Annotated in this window: 29 protein-coding genes and 1 tRNA gene; 17 read left to right on the top strand and 13 right to left on the bottom strand. The window is 69.8% G+C overall.

The window, feature by feature from the left end:
- Positions 1-13: 13 nt before the first annotated feature.
- Positions 14-733: a 16S rRNA (uracil(1498)-N(3))-methyltransferase gene (locus tag AACG61_RS14160; RefSeq protein ID WP_411837742.1), complete on the top strand. Its 720-nt coding sequence runs from the start codon at positions 14-16 to the stop codon at positions 731-733.
- A 179-nt stretch (positions 734-912) separates the two neighbouring features.
- Complete coding sequence (locus AACG61_RS14155) at positions 913-1107, top strand: DUF1127 domain-containing protein (protein ID WP_411839534.1); 195 nt, start codon at positions 913-915, stop codon at positions 1105-1107.
- A gap of 77 nt (positions 1108-1184) precedes the next feature.
- Here AACG61_RS14155 and AACG61_RS14150 read toward each other — a convergent pair whose 3' ends face one another.
- Genes AACG61_RS14150 through fsa form a run of 5 tightly spaced genes read right to left on the bottom strand, consistent with a single transcriptional unit; the run spans position 1185 to position 4959 of the window.
- Positions 1185-2054 (bottom strand): 50S ribosomal protein L11 methyltransferase, encoded by an 870-nt coding sequence (locus AACG61_RS14150; protein ID WP_411837741.1) that lies wholly within the window; start codon positions 2052-2054, stop codon positions 1185-1187.
- The gene (gene msrA, locus AACG61_RS14145; protein WP_411837740.1) at positions 2054-2629 is read right to left on the bottom strand and encodes a peptide-methionine (S)-S-oxide reductase MsrA; all 576 of its coding nucleotides are present in this window, start codon (positions 2627-2629) and stop codon (positions 2054-2056) included. Before msrA ends, AACG61_RS14150 begins: the two co-directional genes overlap by 1 nt.
- Positions 2630-2680: 51 nt before the next feature.
- Positions 2681-3604, bottom strand: a complete 924-nt coding sequence (locus tag AACG61_RS14140) for a tyrosine recombinase XerC (RefSeq protein WP_411837739.1) — start codon at positions 3602-3604, stop codon at positions 2681-2683.
- Positions 3601-4281: a DUF484 family protein gene (locus AACG61_RS14135; protein ID WP_411837738.1), complete on the bottom strand. Its 681-nt coding sequence runs from the start codon at positions 4279-4281 to the stop codon at positions 3601-3603. The genes AACG61_RS14140 and AACG61_RS14135 overlap by 4 nt, the downstream gene beginning before the upstream one ends.
- A gap of 24 nt (positions 4282-4305) precedes the next feature.
- Positions 4306-4959, bottom strand: coding sequence for a fructose-6-phosphate aldolase (gene fsa, locus AACG61_RS14130; RefSeq protein ID WP_411837737.1), 654 nt, complete (start codon positions 4957-4959; stop codon positions 4306-4308).
- 122 nt (positions 4960-5081) lie between these two features.
- On the opposite strand from fsa, the gene AACG61_RS14125 reads away from it, so the two are divergent.
- Positions 5082-7280 carry a primosomal protein N' gene (locus AACG61_RS14125; protein WP_411837736.1) on the top strand — a complete coding sequence of 733 codons (2199 nt, stop codon included), beginning with the start codon at positions 5082-5084 and terminating at the stop codon, positions 7278-7280.
- Here AACG61_RS14125 and AACG61_RS14120 read toward each other — a convergent pair whose 3' ends face one another.
- The 3 genes from AACG61_RS14120 to AACG61_RS14110 all read right to left on the bottom strand — a co-directional run bounded on the left by AACG61_RS14120 (position 7281) and on the right by AACG61_RS14110 (position 10252).
- Positions 7281-8273, bottom strand: coding sequence for a transglycosylase SLT domain-containing protein (locus tag AACG61_RS14120; RefSeq protein WP_411837735.1), 993 nt, complete (start codon positions 8271-8273; stop codon positions 7281-7283). It lies immediately after the preceding gene.
- Positions 8270-9160 carry a hypothetical protein gene (locus AACG61_RS14115; RefSeq protein ID WP_411837734.1) on the bottom strand — a complete coding sequence of 297 codons (891 nt, stop codon included), beginning with the start codon at positions 9158-9160 and terminating at the stop codon, positions 8270-8272. Before AACG61_RS14115 ends, AACG61_RS14120 begins: the two co-directional genes overlap by 4 nt.
- A gap of 132 nt (positions 9161-9292) precedes the next feature.
- Positions 9293-10252 (bottom strand): L,D-transpeptidase, encoded by a 960-nt coding sequence (locus AACG61_RS14110; protein ID WP_411837733.1) that lies wholly within the window; start codon positions 10250-10252, stop codon positions 9293-9295.
- 403 nt (positions 10253-10655) lie between these two features.
- Between AACG61_RS14110 and AACG61_RS14105 the strand changes: the two genes are divergently transcribed.
- Entirely contained in the window at positions 10656-12263 is a 1608-nt protein-coding gene (locus tag AACG61_RS14105; protein ID WP_411839533.1) for an MFS transporter, read from the top strand.
- Positions 12264-12452: 189 nt separating this feature from the next.
- Here the strand turns inward: AACG61_RS14105 and AACG61_RS14100 are convergent.
- Positions 12453-13210 (bottom strand): IS5-like element ISPaes2 family transposase gene (locus AACG61_RS14100; RefSeq protein ID WP_411837732.1). Its coding sequence is split into 2 segments (ribosomal slippage): positions 12453-12886 and positions 12886-13210, totalling 759 coding nucleotides; the frame shifts between segments, so codons are not numbered across the junction.
- 269 nt (positions 13211-13479) lie between these two features.
- Here AACG61_RS14100 and AACG61_RS14095 point away from each other — a divergent pair.
- A complete protein-coding gene (locus AACG61_RS14095) occupies positions 13480-13833 on the top strand; it encodes a tyrosine-type recombinase/integrase (protein WP_411837731.1) in 354 nt (117 codons plus the stop codon).
- Complete coding sequence (locus AACG61_RS14090; protein WP_411837730.1) at positions 13782-14087, top strand: tyrosine-type recombinase/integrase; 306 nt, start codon at positions 13782-13784, stop codon at positions 14085-14087. The genes AACG61_RS14095 and AACG61_RS14090 overlap by 52 nt, the downstream gene beginning before the upstream one ends.
- Before the next feature lie 4 nt (positions 14088-14091).
- On the opposite strand, the gene AACG61_RS14085 is transcribed toward AACG61_RS14090, so the two are convergent.
- Positions 14092-14168, bottom strand: a tRNA-Arg gene (locus tag AACG61_RS14085).
- Positions 14169-14283: 115 nt separating this feature from the next.
- On the opposite strand from AACG61_RS14085, the gene AACG61_RS14080 reads away from it, so the two are divergent.
- From AACG61_RS14080 to AACG61_RS14030, 11 genes are all read left to right on the top strand, one after another.
- Positions 14284-15309 (top strand): LacI family DNA-binding transcriptional regulator, encoded by a 1026-nt coding sequence (locus AACG61_RS14080; protein ID WP_411837729.1) that lies wholly within the window; start codon positions 14284-14286, stop codon positions 15307-15309.
- A gap of 56 nt (positions 15310-15365) precedes the next feature.
- Positions 15366-16175 (top strand): S49 family peptidase, encoded by an 810-nt coding sequence (locus tag AACG61_RS14075; RefSeq protein ID WP_411837728.1) that lies wholly within the window; start codon positions 15366-15368, stop codon positions 16173-16175.
- 105 nt (positions 16176-16280) lie between these two features.
- Positions 16281-17204 (top strand): calcium/sodium antiporter, encoded by a 924-nt coding sequence (locus AACG61_RS14070; protein ID WP_411837727.1) that lies wholly within the window; start codon positions 16281-16283, stop codon positions 17202-17204.
- Between the two features lie 50 nt (positions 17205-17254).
- Positions 17255-17983: an SDR family oxidoreductase gene (locus AACG61_RS14065; RefSeq protein ID WP_411839532.1), complete on the top strand. Its 729-nt coding sequence runs from the start codon at positions 17255-17257 to the stop codon at positions 17981-17983.
- 299 nt (positions 17984-18282) lie between these two features.
- Complete coding sequence (gene uvrC, locus AACG61_RS14060; RefSeq protein ID WP_411837726.1) at positions 18283-20133, top strand: excinuclease ABC subunit UvrC; 1851 nt, start codon at positions 18283-18285, stop codon at positions 20131-20133.
- Between the two features lie 91 nt (positions 20134-20224).
- The gene (gene pgsA / locus AACG61_RS14055; protein WP_411837725.1) at positions 20225-20857 is read left to right on the top strand and encodes a CDP-diacylglycerol--glycerol-3-phosphate 3-phosphatidyltransferase; all 633 of its coding nucleotides are present in this window, start codon (positions 20225-20227) and stop codon (positions 20855-20857) included.
- Positions 20847-21098 carry a molybdopterin converting factor subunit 1 gene (moaD, locus tag AACG61_RS14050; RefSeq protein ID WP_411837724.1) on the top strand — a complete coding sequence of 84 codons (252 nt, stop codon included), beginning with the start codon at positions 20847-20849 and terminating at the stop codon, positions 21096-21098. Before pgsA ends, moaD begins: the two co-directional genes overlap by 11 nt.
- Positions 21098-21532 carry a molybdenum cofactor biosynthesis protein MoaE gene (locus AACG61_RS14045; RefSeq protein ID WP_411837723.1) on the top strand — a complete coding sequence of 145 codons (435 nt, stop codon included), beginning with the start codon at positions 21098-21100 and terminating at the stop codon, positions 21530-21532. Before moaD ends, AACG61_RS14045 begins: the two co-directional genes overlap by 1 nt.
- Positions 21533-21560: 28 nt before the next feature.
- Positions 21561-22067 carry a hypothetical protein gene (locus tag AACG61_RS14040; protein ID WP_411837722.1) on the top strand — a complete coding sequence of 169 codons (507 nt, stop codon included), beginning with the start codon at positions 21561-21563 and terminating at the stop codon, positions 22065-22067.
- 71 nt (positions 22068-22138) lie between these two features.
- Positions 22139-23509 (top strand): glutamate--cysteine ligase, encoded by a 1371-nt coding sequence (locus AACG61_RS14035; protein ID WP_411837721.1) that lies wholly within the window; start codon positions 22139-22141, stop codon positions 23507-23509.
- Positions 23510-23712: 203 nt separating this feature from the next.
- Entirely contained in the window at positions 23713-24081 is a 369-nt protein-coding gene (locus AACG61_RS14030) for a hypothetical protein (RefSeq protein WP_411837720.1), read from the top strand.
- Between the two features lie 6 nt (positions 24082-24087).
- Here the strand turns inward: AACG61_RS14030 and plsY are convergent, their stop codons facing one another.
- Genes plsY through AACG61_RS14015 form a run of 3 tightly spaced genes read right to left on the bottom strand, consistent with a single transcriptional unit; the run spans position 24088 to position 26902 of the window.
- The gene (gene plsY, locus AACG61_RS14025) at positions 24088-24666 is read right to left on the bottom strand and encodes a glycerol-3-phosphate 1-O-acyltransferase PlsY (protein ID WP_411837719.1); all 579 of its coding nucleotides are present in this window, start codon (positions 24664-24666) and stop codon (positions 24088-24090) included.
- Positions 24663-25943, bottom strand: coding sequence for a dihydroorotase (gene pyrC / locus AACG61_RS14020; RefSeq protein WP_411837718.1), 1281 nt, complete (start codon positions 25941-25943; stop codon positions 24663-24665). Before pyrC ends, plsY begins: the two co-directional genes overlap by 4 nt.
- On the bottom strand, positions 25943-26902 hold the full coding sequence (locus AACG61_RS14015; protein WP_411837717.1) for an aspartate carbamoyltransferase catalytic subunit: 960 nt from the start codon (positions 26900-26902) through the stop codon (positions 25943-25945). Before AACG61_RS14015 ends, pyrC begins: the two co-directional genes overlap by 1 nt.
- Positions 26903-26912 lie beyond the last annotated feature (10 nt).

Raw genomic sequence — 26912 nt, 5'->3', positions numbered from 1 at the left:
CGTCACGCCCATCATGCCCCGGATCAGACTGTTCATAGATCACCCTTTGGTTGCAGGACAACCCGTCCCCTTGGATGGGCCGCAGGCGCATTACCTGACGGGCGTCATGCGCCTGCGGCAGGGTGACGCGGTCCAGGTCTTCAACGGGCGGGACGGCGAATGGCAGGCGCATCTGCAGGAGGCGGGCAAGCGCGGCGGCGTGCTGACGGTGGCCGCTCCGACCGCGCCGCAGCAGGACCCGCCGGACCTGTGGCTGATCTTCGCGCCCATCAAGAAGGCCCGCACCGACTTCATCGTCGAGAAGGCGGCCGAAATGGGCGCCGCGCGGATCATGCCGGTCCAGACGCGCTTCACCAATTCCGAACGCATCCGGCAGGACCGCCTCCAGGCCCATGCCGTCGAGGCGGCCGAACAATGCGGCGGGACCTTCGTGCCCCCTGTGGCGGAACTGCAACCGCTGTCGGCGCTGCTGGACGGGTGGGATGCGGGGCGGCGCATTCTCTGGGCCGATGAATCGCGGGCGGGTCCGGCCGAGACCCTGTACGGGCTTCCGCGCGGCCCGTGGGCCATCCTGATCGGCCCAGAGGGCGGGTTCTCCCCCGAAGAACGCGCGCAGTTGTCGCGCCTGCCCTTCGTCACCCCGGTCAGCCTTGGGCCGCGGATCCTGCGCGCCGACACGGCGGCGGTCGCGGCGCTGGCGCTGTGGCAGGCGGCCTTGGGCGACTGGCGCTGAGGCCTGCTCGCCGGGTGCGGCCAATTGTGACCGAAATGCGACAGTTTCGGCCTTGGCTGTTGCAGAAAGCGCATGGCGGCCTTGCGGCTTTGCCGGCTACTCTTTGCGGGCTGCCCGAATTATCTCCTGCGTATCGGAAAACTGCCCTCGGATAGGGCAAAGTGAAAACAGGTGAAATGATGTCGACGATCGAAACGAACCGCAGCATGGCTGTCGGAGGCGTGGGCAACATCGTCGCGCATATCGTGTCGCTGATGGCGTCCTGGCGGGAAACCCGCGTGACGCGTCGCGAACTGAGCCGCCTGTCGGATCGCGAGCTGGACGATATCGGTCTGTGCCGCGGCGACATCGAGCGGATTGCGCGCGGCTTCTGAAGCCAGCCCCCCCTTCCTGACGATCAAACCCCCGAAGCTTGCGCTTGCGGGGGTTTTCCATGTCCGGAGGGCGGGGATCAGGCGCGGGTCATGACCAGCGTGGTCCAGTCGCCCATGTCGTCGCGCCGGTCGGGCGCAAAGCCCGCGGCGCCATAGGCCTGCGTGACCTCGTCGGCCTGGGTGGTCAGGATACCCGACAGGATGATCCGGCCCTGGGGTGCCACATGGCGGGCCATGTCGGGCGCCAGATCGATCAACGGCTGCTTCAGGATGTTGGCCAGCACCAGATCATAAGGTGCCGCGCGCTCAAGCATCGGGTGGTCGAACCCTGCGGCCTCCAGACATTCCACGCGACCGTCGAGCCCGTTGGCGATGACATTGGCGGCGGCCGTGTCCACCGCGACAGGGTCGATGTCGCTGGCCAGCACGGTGACCGGCCACAGACGCGCGGCCCCCATGGCCAGCACCGCCGTCCCGCAGCCGATGTCGGCGATGCGGGTGGCCTGGAACCCCTCGGTCGCCAAGCGGTCCAGCGCCTCCAGACAGCCCTTGGTGGTGTTGTGGTGCCCGGTGCCGAAGGCCATCGCGGCCTCGATCCACAGCGCCTCCACCCCCGGCGGGATGTCGTCGGCGTCATGGCTGCCATGGACATAGAAGCGGCCCGCGCGGACCGGGGTCAGTTCGCGCTTCACATGGGCGACCCAATCGACGTCCGGGACCTCGGACACGGCGAAGGGGTTGGCGCCATAGGCCGCGGCCAGGATCGCCAGGGTGATCTCGTCGGGGGCCTCGGTGAAATAGGCGCCGACCTCCCACCGCTCGCTGCCGTCCTCGATCTCGAAGACGCCGGTGCCGACGGGCTCGGGGGTCAGGTCCTCGCAGGCTTCGGCCAGGGCCTCGGCGGCCTCGCGGCCTTTCACATGGGTCAGCGCGGTGAAGGTGGTCATCAGATCGTATCCGGGTTGGGAAGGCTGGCCTCTACTCCGGTGCCCTTCAGCCCGCAATAACCGTCGGGATTCTTTTCCAGGTACTGCTGATGCGCCTCATGGGCCGGCCAGAAGGTGGACGCGGGCAGGATCTGCGTTGTGATCTTGCCGAAACCCTGCACGGCCAGGCGGTTGTCATAGTCGATGCGCGACTGTTCGGCGATCGCCGCCTGATGGTCGTCGAAGGTCATGATCAGGCTGCGATACTGCGGGCCGACGTCATTGCCCTGCCGGTCGCCCTGGGTCGGGTCGTGGTTCTCCCAGAACAGCTGCAGCAGGTGGTCATAGCTGATCAGCGCGCTGTCATAGATGATGCGCACCACCTCGGCATGGCCGGTATCGCCGCGCTTGACCTGCTCGTAGGTCGGGTTCTGGACCGTGCCCCCGGCAAAGCCGACCTCGGTCAGCCAGATGCCGTTCTGCTTCCAGAACAGCCGCTCGACCCCCCAGTAGCAGCCCATGCCGAAGATGGCCTGATCGTATCCGGCGGGGGGATTGGCTCCCAGGGGGCGGTGGAAGATGGCGTGGTCGGTCATGCGGGCCTCGATAGTCAGGGGACAGGGAAACGCGGCAGCGCGCGTGCGGGTTCATCCGCGCGGATGCGCATTGCGATAGACGGCCATCAGCCGCGCGTCGTCCACCCCGGTATAGACCTGGGTGGTCGACAGGCTGGCATGGCCCAGAAGCTCCTGGATGGTGCGCAGATCGCCGCCCGCCGACAGCAGATGCGTGGCGAAGCTGTGGCGCAGGGCATGGGGCGTCGCGCTGGCGGGCAGGCCCAGGGCGGCGCGGGCCTGTCGCATCGCGGCCTCGACCGTACCGGCCGAGAGGCGACCGCCGCGGACGCCGCGGAACAGCGGCGCGTCGGTGCGGTGGCCCCAGGGCGACAGGTCCAGATAGCGGGCGACCGCGTCGCGGGCGACGGGCAGGACCGGCACCTGACGCTCGCGCCCGCCCTTTCCGCGGATCACCAGCCCCTCGGCAAAGGGCCAGTCGGTGCCGTTCAGCGCCAGCGCCTCGGAGATGCGCAGCCCCGACCCCCAGAGCAGCGTCAGCACCGCCACGTCGCGCGCCCCCATCCAGGGCGTCCCATGGTCCGCCACCCGCTCCAGCGTGTCGCGGGCCTGGTCCTGGGTCAGCGGGCGCGGCAGGCTGCGGGCGTATTTCGCGCTGCGGGTCGACAGGGCGGCCGACAGGTCCAGCCCCTCGCGGTCCGAGATCCAGCGCAGGAAGGACCGCACCCCCGACATGCGCCGCGCCAGCGACCGCGCGCCCAGGCCCCGCCCGCGTTCGGAGGCCGCGAAGGCGCGCATGTCCGTCTGCCGCAGTCGGACGAGCGCGGCGGGCGCCACGGCCTCGCCCCAATGGGCGCCGATGAAGTGCAGAAACGCGGTGACGTCGCCGCGATAGGCGGTGACTGTGTGGTCCGAGCGGTCGCGCGCCGCGGCCTCGGTCAGAAGCCAGCGGTCCAGCGCGGCCTGCGTCGCGGCGGCCGTCAGCCGGTCGGTCATGCGGGCAGCCGCGCCAGCAGCGCCAGCCGGAAGACCTGACCGAAGAAGCGCAGCAGGTCCGTCCCGTGCGCGGGCTGGAATCGGGCGGCATCGGCGCTGCCCATCAGCAGCAGGGCGCGCGGGCGGTCCGCGCCCAGATCCATCGGCAGCAGCGCCTCGGAGGCGATGGTGCGGCCGTGCAGCGGACGCGTCACCACCATCGCGGGGCGCAGCACGATGTCGTCGCCGCGCGGCATCCGACGGCCCGCCTCCAGGATGCGGGCGATGGTGCCGGGCGGCACGATGGCGGTGTCGGCGGGCAGGGCCAGGGGCGGCTCGCCCTCGGCCACCAGGCGCAGCGTCTCGATGCGCAGAAGCGGCGCGATGTCGGCCTGCAGCGCCGCGCCCAGATCGGCCAGATCGGCGGTTTCCAGCAGGCCCAGCACGGCGCGGTGGATCATCGCCATGCCCGACTGATTGTCATAGGCGGCGGCGATCACGCCCTCATGCGTGGCCTCCAGCCGGTCCAGCCGGGTCTCCAGCGCCTCCATGGCGCGGCCGCGGATGTCGATGACATTGCCGCCGACCTCGGCCTCGCGCGCGGCCACCAGGGCGCGCATCAGGTCGCGGTCGGCCAGGATCGCCCCCGGATCGGCCAGCAGCCGGTCGCGGGTCTCAGGGTCCAGCGCGTCGGTCATGCGGGTCTCTCCGGGATGCGGGGGTCAGAGGATCTTCTGGCCGGTCTGGGCCCAATCCGCGTTGAACTGCGCCAGGCCCTTGTCGGTCAGGATGTGGTTCGCCATCGACTTGATGACCGAGGGCGGCGCGGTGATGACGTCGGCGCCGATCTTGGCGGCCTCGACGATGTGGTTCACGCTGCGGATCGACGCGGCCAGGATCTCGGTCTCGTAGCCGTAATTGTCATAGATCTCGCGGATGTCGGCGATCAGGTCCATGCCGTCCAGATGGATGTCGTCCAGGCGCCCGATGAAGGGGCTGATGAAGGTCGCGCCGGCCTTGGCGGCCAGGATCGCCTGCGCCGGGCTGAAGCACAGCGTGACGTTCAGCTTGTGGCCCTCGTCCGACAGCACGCGGCAGGCCTTGAGGCCGTCCCAGGTCAGCGGCACCTTGATGCAGACGTTGGGCGCGATCTTGGCCAGGTGGCGGCCTTCGGCGATCATGTCATCGGCCTTCTCGGCCACGACCTCGGCGCTGACCGGGCCCTCGACCATGGCGCAGATCTCGGCGGTGACCTCCGCGATGGCGCGGCCGGACTTCAGGATCAGCGAGGGGTTGGTGGTGACGCCATCGACCATGCCCAGGTCGTTCAGCTCCTTGATCGCGGCGATATCGGCGGTGTCGACAAAGAATTTCATGGCCCATCTCCTCAGGCTGCTGTTCGGCACGGTCATATCGCAGATGGGGTCTGGCGGGAAGGGGAAGAACCCGAAGGCGGGGGCTTGCAACCCGTGCCGCCGCCCGTCTTTATCGCGCCATCATGACCCCGCCCGAATTCTTTCCCCCCCGCGCCCGCATCGCGGTCCTGACCGCCGAGACGGTCGGCGTGCTGGACTACCTGTCCCCCGAAGGCGGCGTGCGGCAGGGACAGCTGGTGCTGGTCCCCCTGGGGCCGCGCCGGGTGCTGGGGCTGGTCTGGGGGCCGGGGGTCGGCGATTTCGACCTGGCCAAGCTGCGCGCCGTGGCCCGCGTGCTGGACGCGCAGCCCTTTGACGCGCGCTTCCTGGATTTCCTGACGCGGGCGGCGGAATACACGCTGACGCCGCTGCCGCTGATGCTGCGCATGGCCACCCGCGCGCCCGACATCGACCAGCCGCCGGCCGCGCGGCGCATCATCGTGCCCGGATCGGGCCAGCCCGGTCGCGCGACCGAGGCGCGCGCCCGCGTGCTGCAGGTCATGGCCGATCACGGCGGGGCCAGCTTTGCGGCCTCCGAGCTGGCGCAGCTGGCGGGGGTCGGCACGTCGGTGGTCAAGGGTCTGGTCGCCAGCGGTGCCCTGGCCGAGATCGAGGCGCCGCGCGACACCCCCTATCCCGCGCTGGACCCCACGCGGCCGGGCAAGCCCCTGGCCCCCGATCAGCAGGCGGCCTCCGACACGCTGCGCGCCGCGATCCGGGCGGGCGGTTACGGCACCACGCTGCTGCGCGGGGTCACCGGCTCGGGCAAGACCGAGGTCTATCTGGAGGCCGTGGCGGAATGCCTGGCGCAGGGGCGGCAGGCGCTGGTCCTGCTGCCCGAGATCGCGCTGTCGGCCGAATTCCTGGACCGGGTCGAGGCGCGGTTCGGCGCGCGCCCCGGCGAATGGCACAGCGGCATCACCCGCACGGAACGCCGCCGGTTGTGGCACATGGCCGGGCGGGGGCAGGTGGGACTGGTCGTCGGCGCGCGGTCGGCGCTGTTCCTGCCCTTTTCCGATCTGGGCCTGATCGTCGTCGATGAGGAACATGACGGCAGCTACAAGCAGGAGGACGTCGTCTATTACAGCGCCCGCGACATGGCGGTGCTGCGGGCGTCGATCAACCGCGCGCAGGTGGTGCTGGCCTCGGCCACGCCGTCCCTGGAAAGCTGGGTGAACGCGGCGACGGGGAAATACGCGCGGCTGGACCTGCGGTCGCGCTATGGCGAGGCCGAGTTGCCGCAGATGGCCGCCATCGACCTGCGCGCCGAGGCGATGGAGCAGGGGCGCTGGATCTCTCCCACGCTGGCGCAGGCGGTCACCGCGCGGCTGGCCAAGGGCGAACAGTCGCTGATCTTCCTGAACCGTCGCGGGTTCGCACCCGTCACCGTCTGCCGTGCCTGCGGCGAACAGATCGGGTGCCATCAATGCGACGCGCGGATGGTCGAACACCGGTTCCAGAATCGCTTGGTCTGCCACCAATGCGGAGAGACGCGACCCATCCCCACCGCCTGCCCCAGTTGCGGGGTCGAGGGCAAGCTGGCCCCCATCGGCCCCGGCGTCGAACGCATCGCCGAGGAGGTCGCGGCGCGTTTTCCCGACGCCAAGGCCACTGTGCTGTCCTCGGACCTGTTCCACTCCGCCCGCGCGCTCAAGGAGACCATCGCCCAGATCTCGGACGGCGACACGGACATCATCATCGGCACGCAGATCGTGGCCAAGGGGCACAACTTTCCGCGCCTGACGCTGGTGGGGGTGGTCGATGCCGACCTGGGCCTGCAGGGCGCCGATCTGCGCGCGGCGGAACGCAGCTTTCAGCTGATGCGGCAGGTGGCGGGGCGGGCCGGGCGGCAGTCGGGGGCGGCGCCGGGGGTGGCGCTTCTGCAGACGCATCAGCCCGATCACGCGGTGATCCGGGCGATCCTGTCGGGGCAGGACGAGGCGTTCTGGGACGCGGAGGCCGCGGGCCGCCAGGCGGCGGGCATGCCCCCCTGGGGGCGGCTGGCGGGGATCATCCTGTCCCATCCCGACCTGGCGGTGGTCACCGATTTCGCGCGCCATCTGGCCGGGCGGGCCGAGCCGCTGACCCAGGTGGGGGCGGAGCTGTGGGGGCCCGCGCCCGCGCCCATCGCGCGGGTCCGGGGACGCCACCGCATGCGCATGCTGATCCGCGCGCCGCGTCAGGCGCCGCTGCAGGCGGCGATCGCGGATTGGCTGTCGGGGATCAGGCTGCCCACGAACCTGCGCCTGTCCGTGGACATCGATCCGCAGAGCTTCCTGTGATCAGTTCTTCAGCACGATGCAGCGCCCGCCAAGCGACTTGAAGCGGTTGCAGAACCGCGTCGCCTCGTCGCGCGAGGCATAGCCGACCTGGGCGGTATAGACGGCGCGCGGCATGCTGTTCATGCGCTTGCGGACATAGCCGACGCGCGCCCCGTCCGTCAGGATCGGCCGCAGCGTGCGGTTCAGTCGCGCGACCTGCTGTGCCGCTCCCGCCTGGCTGGGGTGGCTGGCCACCACGACGCCCCAGGGCATCGCCGGGGGCTGGCTGTTGAACTCGCGCAGGCGGCGCTCCCCGGCCATGCGTTCGCAGGCGGGGCGGAAGGGCTGGTCGGGGTCCAGGGCCAGGCGCAGCTCGGAGGCGGGCGGCGGGTTGTCGCGCCAGCGATGCGCGCTGAAGCCGGTGATGGATTCGACGTAATCGACGGTTTCGTATGGCAGGGTCGTGGCCTGGGCGATGAACCGCGCGGCGCGGTTCTCTCCGCCGTTATAGGCGACGGCGGCCAGGCCGATATTGCCGAACCGGTCGCGCAGATGGGCCAGGTACCACGCGGCCTTGCCGATCGCCTGCGCGGGGTTGAACGGGTCGTCCAGCCAGTAGAGATCGGCCGTGCCGGGCATGAACTGCGCAATGCCGAGCGCCCCCGCCGGGCTGACGGCCGATGGTTCGAACCGGCTCTCCTTCCACAGCAGGCGCGCGAGGAAGGCCGGGTCCAGCCCGTGATCGGCGGCGTTGCGTTCGATCAGCTTGCAGACATCGGCGGCATAGGTCGCGCGGGCGATGCAGTCGCGCGCATCCTCGCTGCAGCGCAGGTCCTCGGACTGGCGGACCGGGGGCAGGCCGTGATGCGCATCCACCGCCGGGCGCGCCCCGGCCATGGGCGCCGTGGCCAGCGCCAGCGTCAGGGCGACCGCCAGCGGCCGCAGCAGGGATTGCACGAACATCAGCAGGGGACGCGGCAGGACCCGCGCCCGGGGGCGCGGGCGCAGGCTCACTTGGACTTCTTCGCCGCGCCGGATTCGGGCTTGGCGGCCTTGGTCTTGGCCTTGCCGGGCTTGGCGGCGGCGTCCTTGGATGCAGGTGCCTTGGCCTTCGCGGGCTTCTCCGCGGCGGGCTTTGCGGGCTTTGCGGGCTTCGGCAGATCGGCGGTCGCTTCGGCCTTGGGCGCGGTGCCCTTCCCGGCCTGCTTCTCGGCCTTGCGGGCGGCGCGGCGGGCTTCGCGCTCGGCGTCCTTCCTCGCGGCCTTGGCGGCCTTCTCGGCCTCTTTCTCGGCCTGGCGGGCGGCCTGCTTCTCGGCCTTGCGTGCGGCCTTCGCGGCCTCCTTCCCGGCGGCCTTGGCGGCGTCCTTCTCGGCCTTGCGGGCTGCCTGCTTCTCGGCCTTCTTGGCCTCGTCGGTGCTCATGACTGGTGTCCTCGTGACAGGGTCGGTGGATTGGCCCGGCAGGGTCGCGGGCTTCGCGCCGCGCTTGGGGACGCGGTGCGGCTCGGTGCGCAGGTCGGTCTTGCGCGTCTCTGCGGGCTTGCGGCCCGCGGGGGTGCGCGGCAGGGTCGCGGGCTTGCGCTTGGTCGCGGGCACCTTGGCGGCCGAGACGGCGGGTGCGGCGACCGGTGCCGCGGCGGGCTTGGACCCTGCGGCCGTCAGTCCCCGCTTGCGGCGTTCCGTCTCGACCCGGCGCAGCGCCGCCGACAGCAGTTCCGCCGGTCCCGGATCGCCCGCGGTCGCCGCGGCGGGGGCATCGTCGTGGGCTGCGCGCAGATCGGCGATCAGCCTCAGCACCGCCGCATCGTCCAGGGCGCCGAGGGCCGGATGGCGGCTTTTCCCGGCAAGCGCCAGCTGGTCGGCGCTCAGCGTTTCCTGTTCGCGCTTGGCGTAATTGGGCATCCGGGCACCTTCGACGGGCAGGGGGCGTTCGGCACCGACATTGCGCAGGAAACCGACCTTTTGCAATTGGAAAGGCCCCGGCTTTCGCCGGGGCCCGTCACTGTTGCCGAACTGCCCGGCAGGGCCGTGCGGTCAGCGCGCCGGAACCGCGCTTTCGACCGGCGAGACGAAGGTCGCGCTGCCCGAGGCGAAGGGGTCGCTGACCAGCGCGGGCTCGACCGGCGTCGCGGCGGGGACCGCGGCCATCGCGGCATAGGGGTCCATCAGCGGCGCGGCCGGCACGGCCGACTGCACGGGCGAGGCCTGCACCATCGCGGTCTGCACCGGGGCCGCGGCCTGGGCGGTCACGGCCGGATCGGCGGCGGGCGCCGCCGTGGCGGGCATGACATAGCCTTCCGGCGTCTCGACCATCGGGCCTTCCATGCGGACGCTTTCCGCCTGAGAGCGCACGATGACCTCGGTGCCGGTCGGGATCTGCTCGAACAGGTCCATCACGTCCTGGTTGAACATGCGGATGCAGCCCGCCGAGGTCGCCTTGCCGATGGACGAGGGGTCCAGCGTGCCGTGGATGCGGTAATAGGTGTCCACGCTGCCCTGATAGAGATAGAGCGCCCGCGACCCGAGGGGGTTCTGCATGCCGCCGGGCAGGCCGTTGCGGAACTGGCCGTACAGCTGTGGCTCGGTGCGCAGCATGTTGTCGGTCGGGCGCCAGCTGGGCCAGGCGGCCTTGCGCGCGATGGTGGCGCGACCCTCGAAGGTCAGGCCCGCGCGGCCCACGGCCACGCCGTAGCGCATCGCCTGTCCGCCCGGCTGCACATGATACAGCACGCGCGCATAGGGATCGACGACGATCGTGCCCGGTGCCTCGGACCCGTTGTAGGGGACCAGCTGGCGGGTGTTGCGGTCGTTCAGATAGGCGGCGCGGACAGCCTGGATCGGAATCGGCTCACCGTTCGGGCCGGTATCGGTCCGGGCCTTGTAGATGTCGGGAATCTGGGCGGGCTGCTGGACGGCGGGGGTCGCGGTCTCCTGCGTGGGACCGCAAGCCGCCAGCCCCAGGGCCAGCGCCGCGAAAAGGGAAGCGAGGCGCATCGTTGCGTTTTCCTTGTTCATCGTCGGACCGGCCGGCAGAGACAGGCCCGAGGCAGCATCTGTTCTTTCTGCACCGGCATGATCATCCGGCGCGATTCGCACGCACGTCCATGGGGCCGCACGCCGATCCGCGTCAACCCCGTGCGCCCCATCCGGGGTCCGGGATCGTGCCAGTCTCCAACCTATGTGGCGCAGAGGCGTCAGGTGCATCACCTTTCCGCGGCTCAGGAACAACTTGGCGTGTGCTTCGGTTGCATCGGCAGGCGAATTCTTCGCAGCCTTGGCGGCGGGCGGAATCGCCCCTGCGCAGCCCGCCCCATGCCCGACCCTCCGAAAGAGGCCCGCCGTGACGACCCAGGACCAGACGCCCGAAGATACCGCCCCGCCGCGCCGCCAGGGGGCGCTGGCGCCCTTGGGCTATCGCGACTTCCGCCTGCTGTGGAGCGCGACGCTGGTGTCGAATTTCGGCGGCCTGGTGCAGGCGGTGGGCGCGGCCTGGCTGATGACGCAGCTGACCGACAACGCGACGCTGATCGCGCTGGTGCAGGCGTCGAACACGCTGCCGATCATGCTGCTGGCCATCGCGTCGGGGGCGCTGGCCGACATCATCGACCGCAAGACGCTGCTGATGGGGTCGCTGCTGTTCATGGCGGCCGTGTCGCTGGCTTTGGCAGCCGCGGCCTGGACGGGCGGGCTGACGCCGTGGATGCTGTTGGCCTTCACCTTCCTTCTGGGCGCGGGGCAGGCGGTCTACAACCCGCCCTGGCAGGCCAGCATGGGCGATCTGGTCGCGCGCAAGGACCTGCCGGCGGCGGTCAGCCTGAACTCCGTCGGCTTCAACCTGATGCGCAGCGTGGGCCCGGCGGCGGGCGGCTTGATCGTCGCGACCCTCGGGGCGTCGGCGGCCTTTGCTGTCAACGCGCTCAGCTATCTGCCGCTTCTGGGGGTGATGGCGCGATGGAAGCCGCATGTGGCCCCCCGGGTCACCACGCCCGAGCCCTTCCTGGCCGCGATGGGGGCAGGGCTGCGCTATGTCGCGCTGTCGCCGAACCTGCTCAGGGTGCTGACCCGCGGCGCGCTGTTCGGCTTTGCCGCCATCGCGGTTCTGGCTCTGCTGCCGCTGGTGGCGAAAAGCCATCCCGAGGGCGGCTCGCTGCTGTTCGGGGGACTTCTGGGCTGCTACGGGGTGGGGGCGATCGCGGGGGCGCTGCTGAACCCGCGCATCCGCGCCCGGCTGGACAACGAGAACGTGGTGCGCATGGCCTTCGCGGGCTTTGCGCTGGCGGCATTGGTGCTGGGCCAGACGGAATCGGTCTGGCTGCACGCGCTGGCGATGCTGCCGGCGGGCGCGTCCTGGGTGCTGGCGCTGTCGCTGTTCAACGTCACGGTGCAACTCTCGACGCCGCGATGGGTCGTGGCGCGCGCGCTGGCGCTCTATCAGATGGCGACCTTCGGCGGCATGGCGGCAGGGGCCTGGATCTGGGGCATGGTCGCGGGCGCACAGGGTCTCGACGTCGCGCTGACCACGGCGGGGGTGGTCCTGCTGATCGGCGCCGTCATCGGCATCTGGCTGCGCGCGCCCGAATTCGGGGCGGTCGATCTGGACCCCGTCAACCGCTTCCGCGAACCGGCGCTGATGCTGGACCTGCGCGGCCGGTCGGGGCCGATCATGGTCATGGTCGACTATCGCATCGATCAGCCCGACGTGCCCGAGTTCCTGCGCCTGATGCAGCGCCGCCGCGCCATCCGCCGCCGCGACGGGGCCCGCAATTGGGCGCTGCTGCGCGACCTGGAGCATCCCGACCAGTGGAGCGAGAGCTATCACATCGCCACATGGGATGAATATGTCCGCCACAACCTGCGCCGCACGAAATCCGATGCCGAGGTCGCCGTTGCCCTGCGCGCCCTGCACCGAGGCGAGGGCGACCCGCTGGTCCACCGCATGATCGAGCGCCATACCGTCGGCCCGAGCGACGACCTGCCCTTGGTCGGCAAGATCGAGATCCCGTAGAGGTTCGTCATCGCAGTCGTATCGGCTGATGGAGAGGCACGCCGCGGGTCAAGATCGTCACGGAGGTGCCGTGACCGACGGTCGGATGGAGCGGCTGAAGCCGTTCCTCCCGGCAGGCCATCTGACGCCGCAGGTCGGTCACTGACCCGTGCGGACCGGCATGACCTTAGGCTCCAGACTCATTGAGTTTCACAGCCAGAACAAGACGGTTGCGGCGAGCATAATAGCTGAGAAGAACGTTTCCGGGCAGCGGTCATAACGGGTTGCGACGCGCCTCCAGTCCTTCAGACGCCCGAACATGATTTCGATGCGGTTACGCCTTTTGTAACGCCGCTTGTCGTATTTGACGACCTTCTTGCGGGACTTCCGTCCGGGGATGCAAACCTTTATCCCCTTGTCTTTCAACGCGTCTCTGAACCAATCAGCGTCGTAGCCCCTGTCGGCCAGAAGCCACCCAGCCTTCGGCAGGCTGCCCAGCAGCGCCGCCGCGCCGGTGTAATCGCTGACCTGGCCGGCCGACATGAAGAACCCGATCGGCCGCCCGTTGGCATCGGCGACAGCGTGCAACTTGGTGTTCATACCGCCTTTGGTGCGCCCGATCTGGCGCCCGCGCCCCCCTTTTTCACCCCAAGGCTTGAGGCCGTGCGGTGTGCCTTGAGATAGGTCGCGTCGATCATGATCGTCTTGTGCTCGGCGCTCTCGGCGGCAAGGCCGACCATGATCCGGGCAAAAACCCCGTTGTCGCTCCAGCGCTTCCAGCGGTTGTAGAGGGTTTTGGCCGGGCCGTATTCCTTCGGCGCGTCACACCACCGCAACCCATTGCGATTGATGAAGATTATGCCGCTGAGGACACGGCGATCATCGACGCGGGGCTTGCCAGGGCTTTTGGGAAAGAACGGTTTCAGACGCTCCATCTGGGCGTCGCTCAGCCAGTAAAGATTACTCATCGATCAGGTCTCCTTGAGGAGCCTGAATCACGTGAAAAGCATGAAATCAATGGGTCTGGAGCCTAGCCCAGGTCGGAAAGAACGTTCTTCCCGTAGTCGGGCACCTGACCCCTGACCAGATAACGGTTGAAGACTGCCGTCGGTTCATCGCCGCGCGGCGTGCGCAGGGACGCAGGGATGCCACGATCCGCACCGAGCTGGGATGCCTGCGCACCGCGCTGTCCTGGGGCGTAAAGGCCAAGCTAATTCGCAGTGCGCCGCGCATCGAGATGCCGCAGACCCCACCGCCGCGCGAGCGCTATCTGGACCGGGAGGAGGTCGCGCGCCTCCTGGCGGCGGCCGGCGACCCGCACATCCGGCTGGCGATCCTGCTGATGGTCACCACGGCGGGACGCATCGGTGCGCTGCTTGAGTTGACATGGGATCGTGTCGACTTGGACCGGCGGGTGATCAAGCTGGCGACCAACGACATCGGCCCGCGGAAGGGCCGCGCCACAGTGCCGATCAACGACACGCTGATGGCCGCCCTGCAGGCGGCGCACGAGGCCGCGCTGTCGAGATATGTCATCGAGTGGGGCGGGCGTCATGTCGGTCGATCAAGACGGGCTTCAACGCTGCGGTGAAGCGGGCTGGGATTGACCACTGCACCCCGCACGATCTGCGCCGCACGGCAGGTCGCCTGATGGCGGAGGCGGGGGTGGCGATGGAGGAGATCGCGCAGTATCTCGGGCACACAAACCCGGCGATCACGCGGTCGACCTATGCTCGCTTTTCACCCGAATACCTGCGCAGCGCGGCCGATGCGCTGGAGCTTTCCGGACCTGCTTTGGTTCAACGAACCAGAAAGCAAACCCCAGAGAATCAAAAACTCCAGTAATTGTTGGTGACCCCGACAGGACTCGAACCTGTAACCTGCCCCTTAGGAGGGGGCTGCTCTATCCAGTTGAGCCACGGGGCCGTCGGCGACAGCTTTAGCGGCTGGACGGGGCCTTTGGCAAGGCGGCGATCGGGGGGCGGTTGTGGGCGGCGCTGTCCTTCGCTAACATCGGGTGTCCCGGCTCAGGAGCCTGCCCATGCTGCCCATCCGTCCCCGCCGCCCGCTGACCCTTCGTGACGTCTCGGAGGCGTCGGGCGTGTCGGAGATGACCGTCAGCCGCGTGCTGCGCAACCGCGGCGACGTGTCGGCGGCGACGCGCGAGAAGGTCCTGACCGCGGCCAAGACGCTGGGCTATGTGCCCAACAAGATCGCGGGCGGGCTGGCCAGCCAGCGCGTCAACCTGGTGGCGGTCGTCATCCCGTCCCTGTCGAACCTGGTCTTTCCGGACGTGCTGGGCGGCATCTCGGCCGAGCTGGACGATACCGGGCTGCAGCCGGTGATCGGGGTCACCAACTACTCTCCTGCGCGCGAGGAGATGGTGCTTTACGACATGCTGTCCTGGCGGCCCTCGGGGGTGATCCTGGCGGGGCTGGAGCACAGCCGCGCGTCGCGGGCGATGCTGCAGAACTCGGGCCTGCCGGTGGTCGAGATCATGGATGTCGACGGCGAGGGCATCGACACGCTGGTGGGCATCTCGCATATCCGCGCGGGGCGCGAGATGGCGGCGCGCATCCTGGCGGCGGGCTATCGGCGCATCGGCTTCGTCGGCACGCACATGCCCGAGGACCACCGCGCCCGCAAACGCCTGCTGGGCTTCGAGGAGGGTCTGGGCCTGGCCGGGGTCCAGCTGGAGGCGCGCGAATACTATCAGGGCGGATCGTCGCTGCTGAAGGGGCGCGAGCTGACCGAGCGCATCCTGGCCCGCGCGCCGGACCTGGATTTCCTCTATTTCTCGAACGACATGATCGGGGCAGGGGGGCTGCTGCACTGCATCGACCGGGGCTATGACATTCCGGGGCGGATCGGGCTGGCCGGCTTCAACGGGGTCGACCTGCTGGACGGGCTGCCGATGCGCCTGGCCACCACCGATGCGCGCCGCGTCGACGTGGGCCGGCGCGCGGCCCGGCTGGTGTCCGGCAAGGACGCTGCACCCGAGGACCGCATCATCGCGCTGACGCCGACCTTCCTGCCCGGCGACACCATCCGCGAGGCCGCGTCCTGACGCGCGTGTCGATCTGTCGCCTTGTGGGGTGCCCGCGCCCGGCCTATCTGTAGGCCATGCGTATTCCAGTGATCTCCCGCCTGATCTCCCGCAAGCCGCGCGTCGCGGTCATCCGCCTGTCCGGCACCATCGGCGGCGCCGGTCGCGGGGGCGGGCTGAACGATGCGGCCCTGGCCCCGGTGATCGAGCGGGCCTTCCGCCGCGGCAAGCCGCTGGCCGTGGCGCTGGCGATCAATTCGCCGGGCGGCTCTCCGGTGCAGTCCTCGCTGATCGCGGCGCGCATCCGGCGTCTGGCGGACGAGACCGACATCCCGGTCCACGCCTTCGTCGAGGATGTGGCGGCCTCGGGCGGATACTGGCTGGCCTGCGCGGCCGATGACATCTGGGCCGATGACAGCTCGATCCTGGGCTCGATCGGGGTGATCTCGGCGGGCTTCGGGTTCCACCAGCTGATCGACCGCTGGGGGATCGAGCGTCGCGTGCACACGGCGGGCGAATCCAAGTCGACCCTGGACCCGTTCCGTCCCCAGAGCGCGGAGGACGTGGCCCGCCTGCACACCATCCTGGGGCCGATCCACGAGGCCTTCAAGGATCACGTCCGCGCCCGTCGCGGCACCCGGCTGGCCGCGGATCAGGACCTGTTCACCGGCGCCTTCTGGGCCGGCCGCGAGGCGGTGAGGCTGGGGCTGGCGGACGGCATCGGGCACATGGTGCCGCATCTCAAGGCGCTTTACGGCGACAAGATCCGCATGGAGGTGCACGGCATGCGCCGACCCCTGCTGCGGCGTCTGGGTCTGTCGGCGGACATGCTGCTGGACGCGGCCGAGGATCGCGCCGCGTTCCAGCGCTTCGGAACCCGCGGATGATGCTGCGCGTCGTCGTCCTGTTCCTGCTGGTGATGGTGGTGGTGGCGGTGCTGACCGGCCCCGGCTTCCGGCGGGCCGTTCTGAGGATATTGGGGATCGACCGTCGTGATCGTTGAAATTCTGCTGGTCCTGGGGGGCCTTGCGCTGCTGGTGGCGGGGGGTGACCTGCTGGTCAAGGGGGCCGTGGGCCTGTCGCTGAAGCTGGGCATGACGCCCCTGGTGGTCGGCCTGACCGTGGTGGCCTTCGGCACCTCGGCGCCCGAACTGCTGGTGTCGGTCTCGGCCGCGCTGCAGGGGTCCAGCGGCATCGCCATGGGCAATGTCGTCGGCTCGAACACCGCCAACGTGCTGGTGATTCTGGGGGTCACGGCGCTGATCTCGGTCATCGTGACCAAGGGGCACGACCTGCGCGAAAGCTGGATGATGATGATCGGCGCCTCCGTCCTGCTGATCGCACTGGCGATGACCGGGCAGATCGGCCGCATCGGCGGGGTGATCCTGCTGCTGGCCATGGCGGCGGTGCTGTGGCGCCAGCTGTCCACCGGCCGGTCCGACGGTGACGAGATCGGCGGCCAGACCGCGGGCGCGGGCTGGGCGCGCATCCTGATCTGGCTGGGGCTGGGGCTGGTGCTGCTGCCGGTGGGCGCGAACCTGCTGGTCGGCGGCGCGACCGAGATCGCGCGCGCCTTCGGCATCAGCGAGACCGTGATCGGCCTGACCCTGGTCGCCGTCGGCACCTCGCTGCCCGAGATGGCGGCCTCGGTCGCCTCGGCACTGAAGGGGCGGGCGGACATGGCCTTGGGCAACGTCGTCGGCTCGAACATCTTCAACATCCTGGGCATCCTGGGCATCACCACGCTGATCGCACCGCTGCCGGTCCCGCCCGAGATGCTGCGCCTGGATCTGTGGGTCATGCTGGCGGCGGCGCTGCTGCTGTGGCCCTTCCTGTTCCGCGCGGTCAACGTGACGCGGGTGGTGGGTGCTGCCTTCATCGCGGCCTATGGCGTCTATGTCTGGGTGCTGCTGTGACGCAGGGCGTCGCGCTGGTCACCGGGGGCGCGCGCAGGCTGGGCCGCGCCATGGTGCTGGAGCTGGCGCGCCACGGCCATGACGTCGCCATCCACTACGCAAGCTCTGCCGAGGAGGCCGAGGCGACCGCCGCCGAGGCGCGTGCCCTGGGCGTCCGGGCCGAGACCTTCAGGGCCGACCTACTGGATGCGGACCGCACCGCCGCCCTGATCCCCGAGGTCGCGGCGGCGATGGGGCCGCTGACGGTGCTGGTGAACAACGCCTCGATCTTTGAATATGACAGCATCGCGACCGCCACAATGGAGGGCTGGGACCGGCATCTGGGTTCTAACCTGCGCGCCCCGTTCCAGCTGATCCAGGCCTTCGCCGCGCAGGCCCCCAAGGCCCTGCCCGACGAGAGTGGCGAGCCGCAGGCCCGCTGCCTGGTCGTGAACATGGTCGATCAGCGGGTGCTGAAGCCCACGCCGGAATTCATGACCTATTCCATCGCCAAGGCGGCGCTGTGGTCGCTGACCCGGACCGCCGCGCAGGGCCTCGCGCCGCATGTGCGCGTGAACGCGATCGGCCCCGGCCCCACCCTGCAGGGCGCGCGACAGAGCGCGGCGCATTTCGCCGCACAGCGCCGGGCCACGGTCCTGAACCGGGGGGCCGACCCGAAGGGCATCACCGATGCGCTGGCCTATTTCCTGACCGCGCGGGCGGTCACGGGACAGCTGATCTGTGTCGACGGGGGCCAGCATCTGGGCTGGCGCACGCCGGATGTGCTGGGACCGGAATAGGACCGATCCGGCCCTTCGGCGACATTTGTCCACCCCATGACCGAGCTGTTGCACAACATGCGGATTTGGCGGGATATTTCCGTCAATCCACGTCGTTCAACAATAAAATCGAACAAAAACAAGGGCATTGGTTTGTGCCTAAAATAAGGGCAAATTCACGGAACTGTAACGATTGCTGGCCCCGGAGGGCCATCCTCACAGCCCGCCCACAGGATTATCCACAGATTCCGTGGAAAGCTTAACGGTTGCGCTTGGCCCCGCAAACTTGCAGCGGGGGACAGAATCACCACCTAGGCATCATGACCCAGAAAACCGGCCACGCCCTCATCCAGGATTACCTCCGCACGCTGGACAGCAGTCCCGGCGTCTATCGCATGCTGGATGCCCAGCAGGCGGTGCTGTATGTCGGCAAGGCGCGCGACCTGCGGGCGCGGGTGTCGAACTATGCCCGGCCCTCGGGCCATTCGGGGCGCATCGCGCGGATGATCCGCGAGACGGCCTCGATGATGTTCCTGACCACCAACACCGAGACCGAGGCGCTGCTGCTGGAGCAGAACCTGATCAAGCAGCTGAAGCCGCGCTACAACGTGCTTCTGCGCGACGACAAGTCGTTTCCGAACATCCTGGTGGCCAAGTCCCACGCCTATCCGCAGATCAAGAAGCATCGCGGCGCCAAGACCGAGAAGGGCGACTATTACGGCCCCTTCGCCAGCGCAGGCGCGGTGAACCGCACCCTGACCCAGCTGCAGCGCGTCTTCCTGCTCAGGAACTGCACCGACAGCGTGTTCGAGAGCCGCACCCGTCCCTGCCTGCTGTTCCAGATCAAGCGCTGCAGCGCGCCCTGCACCGGGCGCATCAGCGCGCCCGACTACAATGCGCTGGTCAATGACGCGGAACGCTTCCTGCAGGGCAAGACGACCACCATCCAGGCCGATCTGGCCCGCGAGATGGCCCAGGCCGCCGAGAACATGGAGTATGAGCGCGCCGCGGCCCTGCGCGACCGCATCAAGGCGCTGACGGCGGTGCAGTCGGTGCAGGCGATCAACCCCAAGGGCGTGGCCGAGGCCGATATCGTGGCCCTGCACATGGAGGGCGGGCAGGCCTGCGTGCAGGTCTTCTTCATCCGCGGCAACCAAAGCTGGGGCAACCGCGACTTCTATCCCAGGCTGGGCGGGGCCGAGGGGGCGGAGGAGGTGATGCAGGCCTTCCTGCTGCAGTTCTACGACAACACCCCGCCGCCCCGGCAGATCCTGCTGTCGCACCCGCCCGAGGATCCCGACCTGATCGCCGAGGTCCTGTCCGAACGCGCCCGCCGCAAGGTCGAGGTGGCCGTGCCGCTGCGCGGAGAGAAATCGGACTTGGTCACCAACGCGCTGCGCAACGCGCGCGAGAGCCTGGCGCGGCGCATGTCCGAAAGCGCGACCCAGCTGCGCCTGCTGGAGGGTCTGGCCGACGCGTTCGAGCTGCCCGCGCCCCCGCGCCGGATCGAGGTCTATGACAACAGCCACATCATGGGCACCAATGCGGTCGGCGGCATGATCGTGGCCGGGCCCGAGGGCTGGATGAAGAGCCAGTACCGCAAGTTCAACATCAAGGGCACCGAGATCACCCCCGGCGACGACTTCGGCATGATGAAAGAGGTGCTGACGCGCCGCTTCACCCGCCTGCTGAAGGACGACCCGGACCGTCAGACCGAGGCCTGGCCCGACCTGCTGCTGATCGACGGCGGCGCGGGGCAGGTCAGCGCCGTCCACGAGATCATGGCCGAGCTGGGCGTCGAGGACATCCCGATGATCGGCGTCGCCAAGGGCCAGGACCGCGACCACGGCAAGGAGGAGTTCCACCGCACCGGCCAGCGCCCCTTCGCGCTGCGCATGAACGATCCGGTCCTGTACTTCGTCCAGCGGCTGCGCGACGAGGCGCACCGGTGGGCCATCGGGACCCACCGCGCGCGCCGGGCCAAGTCGCAGATGGCCAACCCCCTGGACGAGATCGCGGGCATCGGCGCCGCGCGCAAGCGCGCCCTGCTGGCCCATTTCGGCAGCGCCAAGGCGGTGGGCCGCGCCGGTCTGGCCGACCTGCAGGCGGTCGAGGGCATATCCGCGGCGATCGCGCAGAAGGTCCACGACCATTTCAACGCGCGCGGCTGAGGGCCGGTCGATTGAGAGGCAAGCGATCACGGCTGCGTCGGGGCGACGCTTGGGCCTTTCCAACCGTCGCGGCAGGGACTAGCGTGCCGACATGCGCTGGAACCTTCCGAATGTCCTGACCCTTCTGCGTCTGCTGGCGGCCCCCGGGGTCCCGCTGATGTTCCTGTATTTCCAACGCCCCTGGGCCGATTGGGCGGCGCTGGCGCTGTTCATGGGGGCGGCGATCACCGACTGGATAGACGGCTATCTGGCCCGCGCCTGGAAGCAGGAGAGCCGCTTCGGCGCGGCCATGGACCCCATCGCGGACAAGGCCATGGTGGTGATCGCCCTGGTCGTCATCACCGGCTATTCGGGCATGAACCCGTGGCTGATCCTGCCGGTGACGATCATCCTGTTCCGCGAGGTCTTCGTGTCGGGCCTGCGCGAGTATCTGGGCGACAAGTCGCGCCTGCTGGCGGTGACCAAGCTGGCCAAATGGAAGACGACCCTGCAGATGGTCGCCATCTCGGTCCTGTTCCTGGGCACGGGGCTGGCCTACGTCGAATCCGGCGGTGCGCCGCGCGTGGGCGAGACGGGGCTGGTCTGGTCGGGCAGCTGGGCCGCCATGGCCACGCATGTCGGGCTGACGCTGATCTGGATCGCGGCGGCGCTGACGGCCTGGACGGGCTGGGACTATTTCGTCAAGGCGCTGCCCTTCCTGCGCGAGCCGCGCCATGACGGTTGAGGTCCTGTATTTCGCCTGGCTGCGCGAACGCGTGGGCCAGCCGCGCGAGACCGTGCAGACCGACGCCCCGACGCCCCGCGCGCTGATCGCCGAACTGGTCGCCCGGTCCGAGAGCCATGCGGCGGCCTTCGCGGACATGGCCGCGCTGCGCTGTGCCGTCGACCAGCGGCTGACCGATCTGGACGCGCCCTTGGCTGGCGCGCGCGAGGTGGCCTTCTTTCCGCCGATGACGGGCGGCTGATGACCGCCCGCGTGCAGTCCGACCCCTTCGACATGGCCGCCGAACTGCGGGATTTCGGCGCGGGGGCGGGCGCGGTCGTGACCTTCACCGGCATCGTGAGGGACGAGGGCGGCACCCTGGCCGCGCTGGAGATCGAGCATTATCCCGGCATGACCGAACGCGCGCTGAGCGAATTCGGGCAGAATGCGGCCGCGCGCTTCGGGCTGTCCGACTGGCGGATCGTGCATCGCCACGGCCGCATCCCGGTCGGCGACCCGATCATGATGGTCGCCACCGCCGCCCGCCATCGCCGCGCCGCCTTCGAGGGGGCCGAGTTCCTGATGGACTGGCTGAAATCCCGCGCCCCCTTCTGGAAGCGGCATGTGGCGCGGGACGGCGCCACCGCATGGGTCGAGGCCCGCCCCGAGGACGAGGACGCGCTGAGCCGGTGGTGAGCCCCATGCCCCCCTGCGCGCGGACGCGATGATCCGCCCCGAGCTGCGTGACCGGATGGGCCGGCATGCCGAACTGATCGTGTTCGCGGCCCTGACGCTGGCGGCGCTGTGGCTGGCGCTGCGCGGCGGCTGGTTCTTCGCGGTCGTGGGCGGGGGCGGGGCGCTGGTCGCGGGCAGCCTGGCCCTGGGCGCGCTGCGCCGCACGCCCTTCCGCCGCGCCGTCGCGGCCCCCGGACTGGTCGAGATCGTCGAGGGGGCGGTGCGCTATTACGGCGCGACCGACCGGGGCGGAGAGATCCCCCTGCGCGACCTGGTGGAGATCCGCCTGCTGCGGCTGGAGGGGCGCGCCCATTGGCGGCTGCGCAGCCAGGACGGGCAGGCGCTGCTGATCCCCGCGGATGCGGCGGGGGCCGGGGCGCTGGCCGATGCCTTCACCGCGCTGCCGGGGCTGGACATGGGCGCGGTGTCCGCGGCGCTGGCGCAGGTCGCCCGCCAGCAGGACGCCATGCGCACCGTTTGGCGGAGGCCGGGCTGAGGCGACTTGACTTGGCCCGCCCGCATTGCCACCTGTGACCGACCGGAAACCCTTGAAAGGCCTCGCTGCCCATGTCCATTCCACAGCAGGGCGGAGGCCCCATCGAACATCGCGACCAGCTGGCGGCCTATATCGCCAGCGGCGAGAAGCCGAAATCGGCCTGGCGCATCGGCGTCGAGCACGAGAAGTTCGGCTATGACGATGCCCGCAAGATGCCGCTGCCCTACGAGGGGGAGGCCTCGATCACGGCCATGCTGGAGGGGTTGCGCGACCGCTTCAACTGGAGCCCGGTCCTGGAGGCCGGCAAGCTGATCGGGCTGGAGCGCGACGGCGCGAACATCAGCCTGGAGCCGGGCGGCCAGCTGGAGCTGTCCGGCGCGCCGCTGGAGACGATCCACCAGACCTGCGACGAGGTGAACGGCCATCTGGCCGAGGTCGAGGCCGTCGCCGCCGATATCGGCGCGGGCTTCATCGGGCTGGGCGCCGCGCCGATCTGGGGTCAGGGCGACATGCCGATGATGCCCAAGGGGCGCTATCGGCTGATGACCGATTACATGGGCCGGGTCGGCACGCTTGGCACGCAGATGATGTACCGGACCTGCACGGTGCAGGTGAACCTGGATTTCGCCTCCGAGGCCGACATGGTCCAGAAGATGCGCGTGGCGCTGGCGCTGCAGCCGGTGGCCACCGCGCTGTTCGCCAATTCGCCCTTCCTGGACGGCAAGCCCAACGGCATGAAATCCTGGCGCGCGCATATCTGGCAGAACCTGGATGCGGCGCGGACCGGCATGCTGCCCTTCGTCTTCGAGGACGGGTTCGGATACGAGGCCTGGGTCGATTACGTGCTGAACGTGCCGATGTATTTCGTCTATCGCGACGGCAAGTACATCGATGCCCTGGGCCAGAGCTTCCGCGATTTCCTGGAGGGCCGGCTGCCGGCCCTGCCGGGCGAGGTGCCGACCCTGTCGGACTGGGCCGACCACATGACCACCGTCTTTCCCGAGGCGCGGGTCAAGAAGTACATCGAGATGCGCGGCGCCGATGGCGGGCCGTGGCGGCGTCTGTGCGCGCTGCCGGCGCTGTGGGTCGGGCTGACCTATGACCAGGGCGCGCTGGATGCGGCGACCGACCTGATCAAGGGCTGGGACGCCGAGACCCGCGAGGGACTGCGGGTGGCCGCGGGCCGCGACGGGCTGCAGGCCGAGGCGGGGGGCGTGCGAATGCACGATCTAGCCCGCGAGGTCCTGGCCATCGCCGAGGGCGGGCTGAAGGCGCGCGGCCGGTCGGGCAATGACGGGCTGGTCCCCGACGAGACGCATTTCCTGAACGCGCTGAAGGAGAGCGTGGACAGCGGCAAGGTGCCTGCGGATGAGTTGCTGGAGAAGTATCACGGAGTCTGGGGCGGCGATCTGGGCCGCATCTACGACGAGTACTCCTACTGACGGATCGGGCCGCGGGCGGGGTGCCGCTTGCGTCCCGCGGCGTGGCGGGGGGACTGCGCGTCCCCCCGCACCCCCCTGCGGCGTCGCGCGGACCGGCGGCGCGGCGCACGACAAGGTGAGCGGGCTGCGCGCGGCGGCGGCTTGATCCGGCCCATCCATGGTGGCACGGGGATCGCAAAGGTTTCAAAGGCAAGGGGCAGGAAATGCGGGCGGACAGTCTGGTCTGGTTTGGGCGGATGGTGGCCGGGGTCTTCGGTCTGGGCGTCCTGGCGCTGTTGGTGCTGGTCGTGCGGATCCTGCGTCAGGCGGAGGGCGTGCCGCCGATGCCGATCGCCCTGGGACTGCTGGGTCTCGTGGCGCTGATCCTGCTGGCGACGATCGCGCTGGCGCTGGTCTCGATCGCGGTGTCTCTGCGGCGGGGCGTGCCGGTGGCGGCTGAGGCCCTCGTCGAGGCGGCGCCCGAGGCCGCCGCCGTCGAGATGGCGGAGCCCGACATGCCCGAGCGTCCCCGTCAGGGACCGCCCCTGCGCGCGACGCGCAGCGGGGCGCCGATGCTGGTCGCGCGCCGCTGAGGCGCGCTACTTTCGGCCGATCCGGGGTTCGCTGCCGTCCAGCAGGCGGCGGATGTTGGCGTGGTGGCGGATCAGGATCAGCACCGCCATGAAGGCCGCGACGGCGGCGATGTCGCCCCGGCCCAGACCCCACAGCGCCACGGCGGGCGACAGCACCGCCGCGACAAGCGCCGAGAGGCTGGAGATGCGCGTGACCGCCGCCGTCAGCGCCCAGAGCCCGCAGGCGGCCAGCCCCACCGGCCAGGCCAGCGCGATCAGCGTGCCGAGGAAGGTCGCCACGCCCTTGCCGCCCCGAAAGCCCAGCCAGACCGGGAAGCAGTGACCCAGGAAGGCCGCGCCGCCGGCCAGGATCGCGGCGGCCTCTCCGCCGAAATGGCGGGCCAGCAGGACGGCGATGGCACCCTTGCCCGAATCCAGCAGCAGCGTGGCCAGCGCGGCGCCCTTGTTGCCCGTCCGCAGAACGTTGGTCGCGCCGATGTTGCCGGACCCGATCTGGCGCAGATCGCCCAGGCCCAGGGCACGCGTGATGACGAGGCCGAAGGGGACAGAGCCCAGAAGATAGCCGAAGATCGCCCAGAGGATCATGCGTGGTCTCCGAAGACGGGGGTGCCTGCGACCCAGGTGCCCAGGACGCGGCCCTGCATTCGCGCGCCGTCAAAGGGGGTGTTCTTCGATTTGGACAAAAGCGCGAAGCGGTCCAGAACGAAGGGCGCGTCGGGGTCGAACAGCACCAGATCGGCGGGGGCGCCGTCGGACAGGCGACCCGCCGAGAGGCCCAGCCTGCGCGCGGGGTTCAGCGCCATGGCGCGGAACAGCTGGGGCAGGGTCAGGCCGCCCTGGTGATACAGGCGCAGGGCCGCAGGCAGCAGGGTCTGCAGGCCCACGGCGCCGGGGGCGGCGGCCTCGAAGGGCAGGCGTTTGGATTCCTCGTCCTGGGGCGTGTGGAAGCTGGCGATGGTGTCGATCAGACCCTGGGCCACGGCATCGACCATGGACAGACGGTCATCCTCGGACCGCAGGGGGGGCGTGAAGCGGAAGAAGGTGCGGTAGTCGCCCACGTCGAACTCGTTCAGCGTCAGGTGGTGGATCGAGATCCCCGCCGTCACGTCCAGCCCCGCATCGCGCGCCCGCGCCAAGGCCGGCAGGCTGGCGGCCACGGTGATCTGGTCGGCGTGATAGCGCCCGCGCGTCATCGCGACCAGGGCCAGGTCGCGGTCCAGGCCCATCACCTCGGCCATGGGGGACACGGCGGGGATGCCGTAGAGGGAGGCGAACTTGCCGCTGGTGGCCGCAGCCCCCGCCGACAGGGACGGGTCCTGCGGATGGCCCACGATCAGCGCGTCCAGACCGCGCGCATAGCTCATGCAGCGGCCCAGCAGCTTGGCATCCCGCACGACGCGCACGCCGTCGGTGAAGGCCGCCGCGCCCAGATCGGTCAGAAAGCCGATCTCGACCATCTCGCGGCCCTCGCGGGCCTTGGTCAGGGCGGCCATGTGGCGGATGTTCACCGGCGCATCGACGGCGCGGCGGGCGACGAATTCCAGCGCCTCGGGCGTGTCGATGGGGGGCGTGGTGTCGGGACGCGCGATGATCGTGGTGACGCCGCCCGCCGCCGCCGCGCGGCCCGCGCTGCGGAAGCTTTCCTTGTGGCGTTCGCCCGGCTCTCCGATCTTGACGCCCCAGTCGATCAGGCCGGGGGCCAGCGCGCGGCCGCGGCAGTCGATGACGGTCGCGCCTTCGGGGGCGGGTTCCTCGGGCGCGCCGCGTCCGGCGATGCGGCCGTCGGTGACGCGCAGGCTGCCCAGATCCTCGGTCTGGGCCTCGGGGTCGATCAGGCGGGCGTTGCGGAAGATCAGGTCCATCAGGCCTCTCCGGCGGCGGCGCGGCCACGGCTGGCGCGCAGGTTGCGGGCCAGCAGGTCCAGGGCGGCCATGCGGACGGCGACGCCCATCTCGACCTGGTCCTGGATGACGCTGCGGTTGATGTCGTCGGCGATGGTGCCGTCGATCTCGACGCCCCGGTTCATGGGACCCGGATGCATGACGATCGCGTCGGGCGCGGCCAAGGCCAGCTTTTCCGCGTCCAGCCCGAAGCGGTGGAAATATTCGCGTTCGGACGGGATGAACCCGCCGTCCATCCGCTCCTTCTGCAGGCGCAGCATCATGACGACATCGGCGCCCTTCAGCCCCTCGCGCATGTCCTCGGAGAGTTCGACCCCCATGTCCGCGACGCCCGCAGGCATCAGGGTCGCGGGGCCGATCAGGCGGATGCGGTTCTCCATCTTGCCCAGCAGGATCAGGTTCGACCGGGCCACGCGGCTGTGGGCGATGTCGCCGCAGATGGCGATGGTCAGCCGCTGCAGCCGCCCCTTGGCGCGGCGGATGGTCAGCGCGTCCAGCAGGGCCTGCGTCGGATGTTCGTGCCGCCCGTCGCCCGCATTGATGACCGCGCAGTTCACCTTTTCCGCCAGCAGGTTCACCGCCCCGGAATGGGGGTGGCGCACCACCAGCAGGTCGGGCTGCATCGCGTTCAGCGTCAACGCGGTGTCGATCAGCGTCTCGCCCTTCTTCACCGAGGACTGCGCGACGGCCATGTTCATCACGTCCGCCCCGAGCCGCTTGCCCGCCAGTTCGAAGCTGGCCTGGGTGCGGGTGGAGTTCTCGAAGAACATGTTGATCTGGGTCATCCCGGCCAGGGCGTCGGAATGCTTCACCGTGCGGCGGTTCAGGCTGACATAGTCCTCGGCCAGATCCAGCAGGGTGACGATCTCGTCGGGCCTGAGATGGTCGATGCCCAGAAGGTGGCGGGCGCGAAAGCTCATGCGGGGCCTC

The organism is Paracoccus sp. ME4 (genome assembly GCF_046736325.1).
Classification (GTDB): Bacteria; Pseudomonadota; Alphaproteobacteria; order Rhodobacterales; family Rhodobacteraceae; genus Paracoccus.
Note: the sequence above shows the minus strand (reverse complement) of the source record. Positions and strands in the feature narration are given on the sequence as shown.

Bases quoted from the DNA above. Each gene is read 5' to 3' on its own strand.
- AACG61_RS14160 (WP_411837742.1), top strand. From the start codon at position 14: ATGCCCCGGATCAGACTGTTCATAGATCACCCTTTGGTTGCAGGACAA.
- AACG61_RS14155 (WP_411839534.1), top strand. From the start codon at position 913: ATGTCGACGATCGAAACGAACCGCAGCATGGCTGTCGGAGGCGTGGGC.
- AACG61_RS14150 (WP_411837741.1), bottom strand. From the start codon at position 2,054: ATGACCACCTTCACCGCGCTGACCCATGTGAAAGGCCGCGAGGCCGCC.
- msrA (WP_411837740.1), bottom strand. From the start codon at position 2,629: ATGACCGACCACGCCATCTTCCACCGCCCCCTGGGAGCCAATCCCCCC.
- AACG61_RS14140 (WP_411837739.1), bottom strand. From the start codon at position 3,604: ATGACCGACCGGCTGACGGCCGCCGCGACGCAGGCCGCGCTGGACCGC.
- AACG61_RS14135 (WP_411837738.1), bottom strand. From the start codon at position 4,281: ATGACCGACGCGCTGGACCCTGAGACCCGCGACCGGCTGCTGGCCGAT.
- fsa (WP_411837737.1), bottom strand. From the start codon at position 4,959: ATGAAATTCTTTGTCGACACCGCCGATATCGCCGCGATCAAGGAGCTG.
- AACG61_RS14125 (WP_411837736.1), top strand. From the start codon at position 5,082: ATGACCCCGCCCGAATTCTTTCCCCCCCGCGCCCGCATCGCGGTCCTG.
- AACG61_RS14115 (WP_411837734.1), bottom strand. From the start codon at position 9,160: ATGCCCAATTACGCCAAGCGCGAACAGGAAACGCTGAGCGCCGACCAG.
- AACG61_RS14110 (WP_411837733.1), bottom strand. From the start codon at position 10,252: ATGCGCCTCGCTTCCCTTTTCGCGGCGCTGGCCCTGGGGCTGGCGGCT.
- AACG61_RS14095 (WP_411837731.1), top strand. From the start codon at position 13,480: ATGCCGCAGACCCCACCGCCGCGCGAGCGCTATCTGGACCGGGAGGAG.
- AACG61_RS14080 (WP_411837729.1), top strand. From the start codon at position 14,284: ATGCTGCCCATCCGTCCCCGCCGCCCGCTGACCCTTCGTGACGTCTCG.
- AACG61_RS14075 (WP_411837728.1), top strand. From the start codon at position 15,366: ATGCGTATTCCAGTGATCTCCCGCCTGATCTCCCGCAAGCCGCGCGTC.
- AACG61_RS14065 (WP_411839532.1), top strand. From the start codon at position 17,255: ATGGTGCTGGAGCTGGCGCGCCACGGCCATGACGTCGCCATCCACTAC.
- uvrC (WP_411837726.1), top strand. From the start codon at position 18,283: ATGACCCAGAAAACCGGCCACGCCCTCATCCAGGATTACCTCCGCACG.
- pgsA (WP_411837725.1), top strand. From the start codon at position 20,225: ATGCGCTGGAACCTTCCGAATGTCCTGACCCTTCTGCGTCTGCTGGCG.
- moaD (WP_411837724.1), top strand. From the start codon at position 20,847: ATGACGGTTGAGGTCCTGTATTTCGCCTGGCTGCGCGAACGCGTGGGC.
- AACG61_RS14045 (WP_411837723.1), top strand. From the start codon at position 21,098: ATGACCGCCCGCGTGCAGTCCGACCCCTTCGACATGGCCGCCGAACTG.
- AACG61_RS14040 (WP_411837722.1), top strand. From the start codon at position 21,561: ATGATCCGCCCCGAGCTGCGTGACCGGATGGGCCGGCATGCCGAACTG.
- AACG61_RS14035 (WP_411837721.1), top strand. From the start codon at position 22,139: ATGTCCATTCCACAGCAGGGCGGAGGCCCCATCGAACATCGCGACCAG.
- AACG61_RS14030 (WP_411837720.1), top strand. From the start codon at position 23,713: ATGCGGGCGGACAGTCTGGTCTGGTTTGGGCGGATGGTGGCCGGGGTC.
- plsY (WP_411837719.1), bottom strand. From the start codon at position 24,666: ATGATCCTCTGGGCGATCTTCGGCTATCTTCTGGGCTCTGTCCCCTTC.
- pyrC (WP_411837718.1), bottom strand. From the start codon at position 25,943: ATGGACCTGATCTTCCGCAACGCCCGCCTGATCGACCCCGAGGCCCAG.
- AACG61_RS14015 (WP_411837717.1), bottom strand. From the start codon at position 26,902: ATGAGCTTTCGCGCCCGCCACCTTCTGGGCATCGACCATCTCAGGCCC.